This is a genomic window from Bradyrhizobium sp. LA6.8 (assembly GCF_040547935.1).
Classification (GTDB): Bacteria; Pseudomonadota; Alphaproteobacteria; order Rhizobiales; family Xanthobacteraceae; genus Bradyrhizobium; species Bradyrhizobium barranii.
Genome location: NZ_JBEPQQ010000001.1, coordinates 407,095 through 415,243, shown reverse-complemented (window position 1 = coordinate 415,243; position 8,149 = coordinate 407,095). Strand labels below are relative to the sequence as shown.

Here is an 8,149-nt window from a genome sequence, read left to right as displayed (position 1 = left end):
TCAGAACTGGCCGGGCGGCAGCTTGAAGATGTCGGGGCTCTTGGCGTCGGCCACGTAGAACAGCAGCAGGCTGGTCGGGGTCAGCACACGCTGGTTGTTCTCCTTGTTCTCGAACGTGCCCTGCAGAAGCAGGATCACCGAGCGATCCTTGGCGTCGCTGCCACGGAACATCACGATGCCGCCGGCGACGGGCATGTTCATCGCGATCGAATCGGGCTTGAAGCCTTCGCCCATGAAATGGGCGCGCAGGATGTTGGCGTTGGAGAACAGCTTCTCCGGCGTCATCGCCGTGTCGGTCCCCTTCGACCAGACCGCGCCGATCTGGATCAGCGACTTGGACTTGTAGCCGAACACATAAGAGAGCTCGGCAGTCCCGCCGTTCGGCAGCAGCTCGGGAACGGAGAGCAGCAGACTGTGCGTCAGCTCGGACGCGTTGTCCTGCGCCCTGATCGCGTCGGGCTTGGCGCTGAAGTCCTTGGTCATCGCCGCGCGCACGTCGGATTCGTTCATGCCGAATTTGGCGGAGCGAAAGCCGTCGATCGCCTTGGTCGTCTTGTCGTCCGCACCGGTGGTCGGCGTCTCGGTCGCAGCAGCGACCGGCGCACCGGCGGCGGCAGCTGGCGCCGCACCGGCAGCGGCGGCTCTGGGTGCCGGCGCAGCCTTCTGCTTCGGCACCACTCCCTGAGCCGCGAGCGGCCCGGCTGCAACAGAGGTCAGCAGGCCCACGAGGGCCGGAAGAAGATAGATTTTGCGCATCGAAAACCTTCGAAACAAACCTGAAACAACGCTTCAAAAAATCAGCCGCTCAGAAATCGACTTCTCCGAACCGTCGTCTCAACGAGACGGAAAATGTTGCAACGCCACAATGCGTTGCAGATCGTCACGGAGCAGACAAAGCTCGAAACAGCGACTCTTTGGCGGGGTAGGAATACGGTATCGGACTGCCGAATGCTGCGAATGAACATTCATAAGCGCATTTTTTCATCAATTGTGGACACCGCCCTTTCGCGTTAAGCATCCGGCTGGGACAGACCATCGTGCAAAGAATTCCATGACCGAACGGCCTTCCGCGTTCGCGCTCGATCGCCGCGGCTTCATTCGCCTCGCAGGCACAACCGCCGCAGGCTGGATTGCGCTCGGCGCAACGTCAGATCGCATGCGGATCGTTGCCTCGCTGACGGGATTGCCGCTCGACGACGAACTGACCAGACGGAGCATGACCGACAGCCCGACCTCCCGCCTGGGTGGTCTCATCGTCGGCTTGAGGCAGCGAGGCTGGGTCGAAGGCGTCAACTTCCGCCTCGAACTTCGTTCGACCTTCGGCGGACCGGACAAGCTCAAGACCGCGGTCCAGGAGTTGCTCGAGCTCAAGCCGGACGTGATCCTGACCGGCTCGACCATCGAAACCGCCGCAGTCTTTGCCGCCACCAAAACCATCCCGATCGTTTTCGCGACCGCCAACGATCCCGTCGGCAACGGCTTCGTCGAAAGCCTCGCGCATCCCGGCGGCAACGTCACCGGCTTCACCAACAGCACCGCCGAAATGGGCGGCAAATGGCTTCAGCTCATCAGGGAGGCGGTGCCGGGTCTCGCGCGCGTCGGCGTCCTTTTCAACCCGGCGACCACGCCCCGCGCCGGGCGCTTCTTCCTCGACTCGATCGAGCAGGAGGCCGCGACATCAGGGGTGTCCGTGACCCCCGCGCCCGTCAATGCGCCAACGGACATCGACGAAACCATCAGGCGCTTTTCCGAATCGCCCATGGCGGCGATGGTTGCGCTGGTCGACAGCTTCCTCGTGATCCACCGTCAGGCGGTCGTGGCGGCGGCGGCCAAGCATCGCGTCCCCACGATCTATCCGTTCCATTATTTCATGGATGCGGGCGGACTGATGAGCTACGGGCCGACGCTGGAGGTGCGCTCGGCCGACTACGTCGATCTCATCCTGCGCGGCACCAAGGCCGGAGACCTGCCGGTGCAATCGCCGCGGAAATACGAACTGCTGATCAACCGCACGGTCGCCCGCTCGCTCGGATTGAACATTCCATTCACGCTGCTGGCGCGCGCCGACGAGATCCGCGAGTGAACGAGGCGATCGACCAGGGACATTTGCGGACGCCCCCGGGCCGGTTGTTCCGAAAATATCTCTACTCGATCGTCGCCCTCGCCTTTGCCGCACTCGCCATCAACACCGGCTTCGACGTCTGGTTCTCCTATCGCGAGCAGAAGCAGCTTCTCGCGGCGACCCAGCGCGAGCAGGCAGCGAGCGCGGCCATCCAGATCGGCCAGTTCATCGGCCAGATCGAAAGCCAGATCAGATGGCTCTCGCGGTTGCCTCCGGAGCTGTCGAGCAACGAAGACGACCGCCTGAACGCGATCCGGCTCCTGCGCCTCTCGCCCGCGATCGCGGAAATTGCCGAGCTCGATTCGCAGGGCCGCGAGCAGGTGCGCGTGTCGCGCCGCGTCGCGGACAGGGTCGGCAGCAAGGCCGACCTCTCGGCCTCGCCCGCCTTCCGCGGTGCCAATGAAAGCCGGGCCTATTACGGGCCGGTCTACTTCCTCGGCGACACCGAGCCGTTCATGACGCTCGCCACGCGCGGGACCGGGCGGAATCCCAATGTGATCGTGGCCGACGTCAATCTGCGCTTCATCTGGGACCTCGTTGCCGGGATCAGGGTCGGCAACACCGGCAAGGCCTATGTGGTCGACCGCATGGGAGTCCTGATCGCGCATCCCGATCTGTGGCCGGCGCTGCAACGGACCGATCTCTCCGGGCATGCCGACGTGCGCGCCGCGCTCGACGGCGTGGGGCCGCCTTCGGGCGGCCTGGTCAAGGGGGATCTGTCAGGCCAGCGCGTGCTCTCGACCTATGCGACGGTCCCCTCGCTCGGCTGGCTAGTGTTCGTCGAGCTTCCGCTCAGCGAAGCCTACGCCCCGATCTATGCATCGATCGGACGCGCGACGTTTCTCCTGGTCGTCCTGCTGGCCTGCGCGGTCCTGGTGTCCCTCTGGCTCAGCCGGCGCATGACCGTGCCGATCCAGATCCTGACGCAGGGCGCGCGGCGGATCGGCAGCGGCGATCTCGGCCTGCGGCTCGCGATCAAGACCGGCGACGAGCTGGAGGCGCTCGGCGACCAGTTCAACCGGATGGCCGCTCACTTGCGCGAATCCTACGCGACGCTCGAGCGCAAGGTGATCGAGCGCACCTCGGAGCTCGAAAAGACCCGCGACCACGCCCTGGCCGAGCATGACGCGGCCGAGCGCGCGCGCAGGGCCGCCGTGCTGGCCAACGAGACCAAGTCGCGCTTCCTCGCCGTCGTCAGCCACGAGCTGCGCACGCCGCTGAACGGCGTCATGGGCGTGCTGCAGCTGCTCGACGACGGCAGCCTCGGCGAGGCCCAGCGCCGCCACCTCGCGACCGCGGAGGCATCGGGCGAAACGCTGATCGCGCTGGTCGATGCCATCCTGGAATATGCCCGCCTGGAGGCCAGCACCGAAACGCTGGAGACGCGCGACTTCCGCCTCCACCAGCTGATCGAGACCGCCGCGGAGCTGATGTGTCCGCAAGCCTTCGGCAAGGGCCTGACCTTCGACCTCGCCTGCGATGCGACGGTCGACACATCGGTGCACGGCGATCCGGTCAGGCTCAACCGCATCCTGCTCAATCTGATCGGCAATGCCATCAAGTTCACCCCGCACGGCGGGATTGCGCTCGCGGCGGCCGCCGAGCAACGCGACGATCATGTCCTGCTGCGCATCACGGTTCGCGATACCGGCATCGGCATTGCGCCCGACATGCACGAGCGCATCTTCGACGATTTCGTCCAGGCCGACGACAGCATCGCGCGGCGGTTCGGCGGCACCGGCCTCGGACTTGCGATCGCGCGCCGACTCACGCGCCTGATGCGCGGCGAGCTGACGGTGGAGAGCACGCCGGGCGCGGGCAGCACGTTCACGCTTCAGGTGCCGCTGGGCCTCGCCGCAAGCGGCGTCGCGCAAGGCGCGGTCCCGCCGCCGTCGCGGCAGCTCCGCGTGCTGCTGGTCGACGACGATCCCGTCAATTGCGAGGTCGGCGAAGCGATCCTGAACCGGCTCGGCCATCGCGCGACGATTGCGAGAGACGGCGCGTCGGCCATTGCGCTCGCCCGCAATCAGGCGTTCGACATCATCCTGATGGATCTGCACATGCCCGACATGGACGGCGTCGAGGCGGCATCGCGAATCGGCAAGCTCGGTCTGCCGAAAATGCCGCGCATCATCGCCGTGACCGCCGACGTCTCCACCAGCGCCCGCGAGCGGCTCGCCGGCGCCGGCATCGCCAAGGTCGTCAGCAAGCCGATCCTGATCAACGCGCTGCGCGAGGCGATCGAGGACGCCCCGGACGAGCCGGCCGCCGCGCAACTCGCTGCAGGCGCATTGATCGACCGGCATTTCCTCGACGACCAGCGCGAGTTGCTCGGCCCCGCGCAAATCGCAAAGCTCCATCATTTGCTGGGGGAGACCAGCGGCAAATTGATCGGGGACATCAAAAAGTCAGCAGTGATCGGCGATCATGTGCAGCTGGCGCGGCTCACGCACCAGCTCGGCAGCGCCGCCGGCGCGCTCGGCCTCGTCCGCCTATTGGAGCGCAGCCGCGAGATCGAACTGGCGGCGCCCTCGATGTCGCCACCCGAATGCCAGAGCGCCGCGCGCGATCTCGCCGCACTTCGTGATGCCTCGATGAGCGCGCTCGACGATCTGCTCCGGCTGGCCGAGCAGCGTTCGGCCAGCTAAGCCGTGTTCCCATAAATCGGGGTGCTTGGGTCAGGCACGGCTGATGACCGCTAATCTGCCAATAGTGGTGGAATGGTGGATCTCGCCAGAGGTCGCAGAAGAGCCACAAGCGGACGGCAGGGAAGGCCCGCTCAGTCGAAAGTTGAAGTAAACCTTCGAACAATCTCCGCAATCCGAGGCCGCGTAAATCTGTCTACCGGGTTGATGCTGCGGTCGTCATCACGATAGAACTCGCCCGCGTCGAAGGCCAAGTAAACGTCCCAAAATAGGGGAGGCAAATCCGGCTCCCGCCCCATAAGGCCCATCAGTTCGTTTACGACCCGATCACAGAAATCGAAATCAAGGGTACCTTTGTTAAATCCTGACGCCAGTTCGAGCGCCAACGCATCGTACAACACATCCCTAGCTAACCCGCTCTGCCCGCTCCATTGATCCAGAACGGTATGGTTCAACAAGGGCTGCGGCTCAGGCCCTTCAAGCACATTCTCAGCCTTATGGCTTGCGTTAAGCGAAGCAATCATTTCCTCTATGATGGACATCTGCTGGATGGCCCCGCACGAATTTTCAGCTAAGGCTACCCTGTACCATAAGAAAGCAGGCTTGGAGCTTAACGTCCGTTTCGGGTCAAAATGCGAAGAACTCAGCGCGAGCAAATCCAGTCGGCTACGCCCAAATAAGCAGACGCTGATGGCGAGCGGAGCCGACATATCTCGGCCCGGCTCTTCCGCGCGGATCATTTCGGCCGGCCTGACGCCGCCTCCTCCTCGCGCCCAAACCGCTCCACCAGAAAATCAATAAACAGCCGCACCTTCACCGAGAGGTGCCGCGTCGGCGGATAGACCGCATAGAGCGCGAGCGGCGGTGCAGAATAATTGTCCAGCACCGTCCGCAGCTCGCCCTTCTTCAACGCATCGGCCGCGATGAACTCCGGCAGCAGCGCGAGCCCCCTGCCCTTGATCGCGACGTCGCGCAGCACTTCGGCATTGTTGACGCAGAGCGACCAGGCCGGCTGGATCCAGTGATCGCCATCCGTGCCGGTGAGCTTCCACTGATTGCCTGTCAGCAGGAAGCCGTAGGTCAGCGAAACATGCTCGCGCAGATCCTGCGGATGCCTTGGCGTGCCGTGACGCGCGAGATAATCCGGCGAAGCGCAGATCATGCGCGCCACCGGCATGATTTTTCGCGCGATCAAACTCGAGGATTCCAATTCCGCGATCCGCAGCGTCACGTCAAAGCCGTCCTGGACGGGATCGAGCAGATCGTCGCTGAGCACGATCTGGAGCTGAAGCTCGCCATAGCGCGCCATGAAATCGGCCAGCACAGGACCGAGCCGCATGGTGCCGAACGACATCGGCGCGTTGACCCGCAACAATCCCCGCGGCGCCGACTGGGCCTGCGCCACCGCCTGATCGGCGGCCTCGATCTCCGAGAGGATCACGACCGCGCGCTCGAAATAGCGCTGGCCGTTCTCGGTCGGGCTGGCGTGGCGCGTCGTCCGGTTCAGGAGCTGGACGCCGAGACTCTCCTCGAGGTCGGCGATGTATTTGCTGATCGCCGAGCGCGACAGCCGCAGCTGCCGGCCCGCCTCGGCAAAACTGCCGCTTTCGACCACCTTCACGAAGGCCCGGAGGCTGACGACCTTATCCAGGGGCCGGCCCCGGCGATTGTTTCCAAATCGTAGACATAGACGTCATATTTGCATGGATTGTCTCCAATCCAAAGCGGAACGATATTTCCACCCAGAGCAAGACCGCTCCCCGAATTCTGGAGGACGACAATGTCTGGACTGCACCATGTCACCGCGATCGCCGGCGATCCCATCCGCAATTTCGGCTTCTACACCCGGGATCTCGGCCTGCGCTTCGTCAAGAAGACGGTCAATTTCGACGATCCCGGCACTTACCACTTCTATTACGGCGACGAGACCGGCCGCCCCGGCACCATCCTGACCTTCTTCCCCTGGGCCGGCGTGCCCGCCGGTCGCCGCGGCGTCGGCGAGACCCATCAGACCGCCTTCCGTGTGCCGCAGCGCTCGCTCGGCTACTGGACGCAGCGCTTCACCGAGAAGGGCATCGCCTACGAGGCGCTGGAGAAGCGTTTTGGCGAGTCCGTCCTGCCGTTCACCGACCCTGACGGCATGGCGCTCGCGCTTGTGGGTGTCCCCGGTGCCGAGAACGAGCCCGGCTGGAGCAATGGCGACGTCCCGGCCGAGCACGCGATCCGCGGCTTCCATGGCGTGACCTTGCTGCTCGACAGCGCCGCGAAGACGGCTGCCGTCCTCACCGACGTGTTCGGCTTCAAGGAGACCGGACGCGAGGGCTCGGTGATCCGCTTCAAGGCGCCGGGCGATGCCGAAGGCAGCGTCGTCGACATCTACGAGGCCAAGGGCTTCTTGCGCGGACATCAGGGCGGCGGCTCCGTCCACCACATCGCCTTCCGCGCGGCCGATGACGCCGAGCAGGGCAGGATGGCGCAAAAGCTCGTGAGCAATCACGGCCTGCATCCGACCGAGCAGAGGGACCGCAACTACTTCCGCTCGATCTACTTCCGCGAACCCGGCGGCGTGCTGTTCGAAATCGCGACCGATAGCCCCGGCTTCGCCGTCGATGAACCGGTCGCGACGCTGGGACGCGACCTGAAGCTGCCGAGTTTCCTCGAAGCGCAGCGCAAGCAGATCGAAAATGTTCTGCCGAGCCTGGAAGAAAGCGCGTCATGACCGAGAGCACATTCATCCATCGTTTCGAGCCCGCGACCAGCGCGGGCTCCCCTCCGCTGCTGCTGCTGCACGGCACCGGCGGTGACGAGAACGACCTGCTCGGGCTCGGCAAGATGATCTCGCCCGGCTCCGCGCTGCTCTCGCCGCGCGGCCGCGTGCTCGAGCACGGCATGCCGCGCTTCTTCCGACGCCTCGCCGAGGGCGTGTTCGACGAGGACGACGTGCGCCGGCGCGCGCTGGAGCTCGGCGACTTCGTCGCGGATGCGCGGAAGCAATACGGCATCGCCGCGCCGGTTGCGGTCGGCTTCTCCAACGGCGCCAACATCGCAGCCGCGCTGTTGCTGCTGAAGCCGGACGTCCTGGCAGGCGCGATCCTGCTGCGTGCCATGGTGCCGCTGTCGGATCCGCCGAAGGCGGAGCTTGGTGGCAAGCCGATTCTGCTGCTGTCCGGGCAAGCCGATCCGATCGTGCCGGCGAGCAATTCGGCAAAGCTTGCGGCGCTGTTGTCGGAAGCCGGCGCGCGTGTCGACCACAAGGTGCTCCCCGTTGGCCATCAATTGTCGCAGGCCGACGTGACGCTGGCCCGCAACTGGATCGGCAGCGTCGACGCCAAAGCGGCATGAACCAACGAGCGGCGCATCGTTTACGAACGGTGCGCCGACC

Annotated in this window: 7 protein-coding genes; 4 read left to right on the top strand and 3 right to left on the bottom strand. The window is 64.9% G+C overall.

Features of this window, described 5'->3' with window-relative positions; all coding sequences use genetic code 11:
• On the bottom strand, window positions 1–756 hold the full coding sequence (locus ABIA90_RS01755) for a hypothetical protein (RefSeq protein ID WP_354117063.1): 756 nt from the start codon (window positions 754–756) through the stop codon (window positions 1–3).
• 295 nt (window positions 757–1,051) lie between these two features.
• On the opposite strand from ABIA90_RS01755, the gene ABIA90_RS01750 reads away from it, so the two are divergent.
• Together ABIA90_RS01750 and ABIA90_RS01745 are read left to right on the top strand one after the other, a co-directional pair.
• Window positions 1,052–2,083 (top strand): ABC transporter substrate-binding protein, encoded by a 1,032-nt coding sequence (locus tag ABIA90_RS01750; RefSeq protein ID WP_354117062.1) that lies wholly within the window; start codon window positions 1,052–1,054, stop codon window positions 2,081–2,083.
• Complete coding sequence (locus ABIA90_RS01745; protein WP_354117061.1) at window positions 2,080–4,770, top strand: hybrid sensor histidine kinase/response regulator; 2,691 nt, start codon at window positions 2,080–2,082, stop codon at window positions 4,768–4,770. The genes ABIA90_RS01750 and ABIA90_RS01745 overlap by 4 nt, the downstream gene beginning before the upstream one ends.
• A 131-nt stretch (window positions 4,771–4,901) precedes the next feature.
• On the opposite strand, the gene ABIA90_RS01740 is transcribed toward ABIA90_RS01745, so the two are convergent.
• Both ABIA90_RS01740 and ABIA90_RS01735 read right to left on the bottom strand, forming a co-directional pair.
• Window positions 4,902–5,507 (bottom strand): hypothetical protein, encoded by a 606-nt coding sequence (locus tag ABIA90_RS01740; protein WP_354117060.1) that lies wholly within the window; start codon window positions 5,505–5,507, stop codon window positions 4,902–4,904.
• Window positions 5,504–6,418 (bottom strand): LysR family transcriptional regulator, encoded by a 915-nt coding sequence (locus ABIA90_RS01735; protein WP_354117615.1) that lies wholly within the window; start codon window positions 6,416–6,418, stop codon window positions 5,504–5,506. Before ABIA90_RS01735 ends, ABIA90_RS01740 begins: the two co-directional genes overlap by 4 nt.
• Before the next feature lie 129 nt (window positions 6,419–6,547).
• Between ABIA90_RS01735 and ABIA90_RS01730 the strand changes: the two genes are divergently transcribed.
• Both ABIA90_RS01730 and ABIA90_RS01725 read left to right on the top strand, forming a co-directional pair.
• Complete coding sequence (locus ABIA90_RS01730) at window positions 6,548–7,486, top strand: ring-cleaving dioxygenase (protein WP_354117059.1); 939 nt, start codon at window positions 6,548–6,550, stop codon at window positions 7,484–7,486.
• Window positions 7,483–8,109, top strand: coding sequence for an alpha/beta hydrolase (locus tag ABIA90_RS01725; protein WP_354117058.1), 627 nt, complete (start codon window positions 7,483–7,485; stop codon window positions 8,107–8,109). The genes ABIA90_RS01730 and ABIA90_RS01725 overlap by 4 nt, the downstream gene beginning before the upstream one ends.
• Window positions 8,110–8,149: the final 40 nt, after the last annotated feature.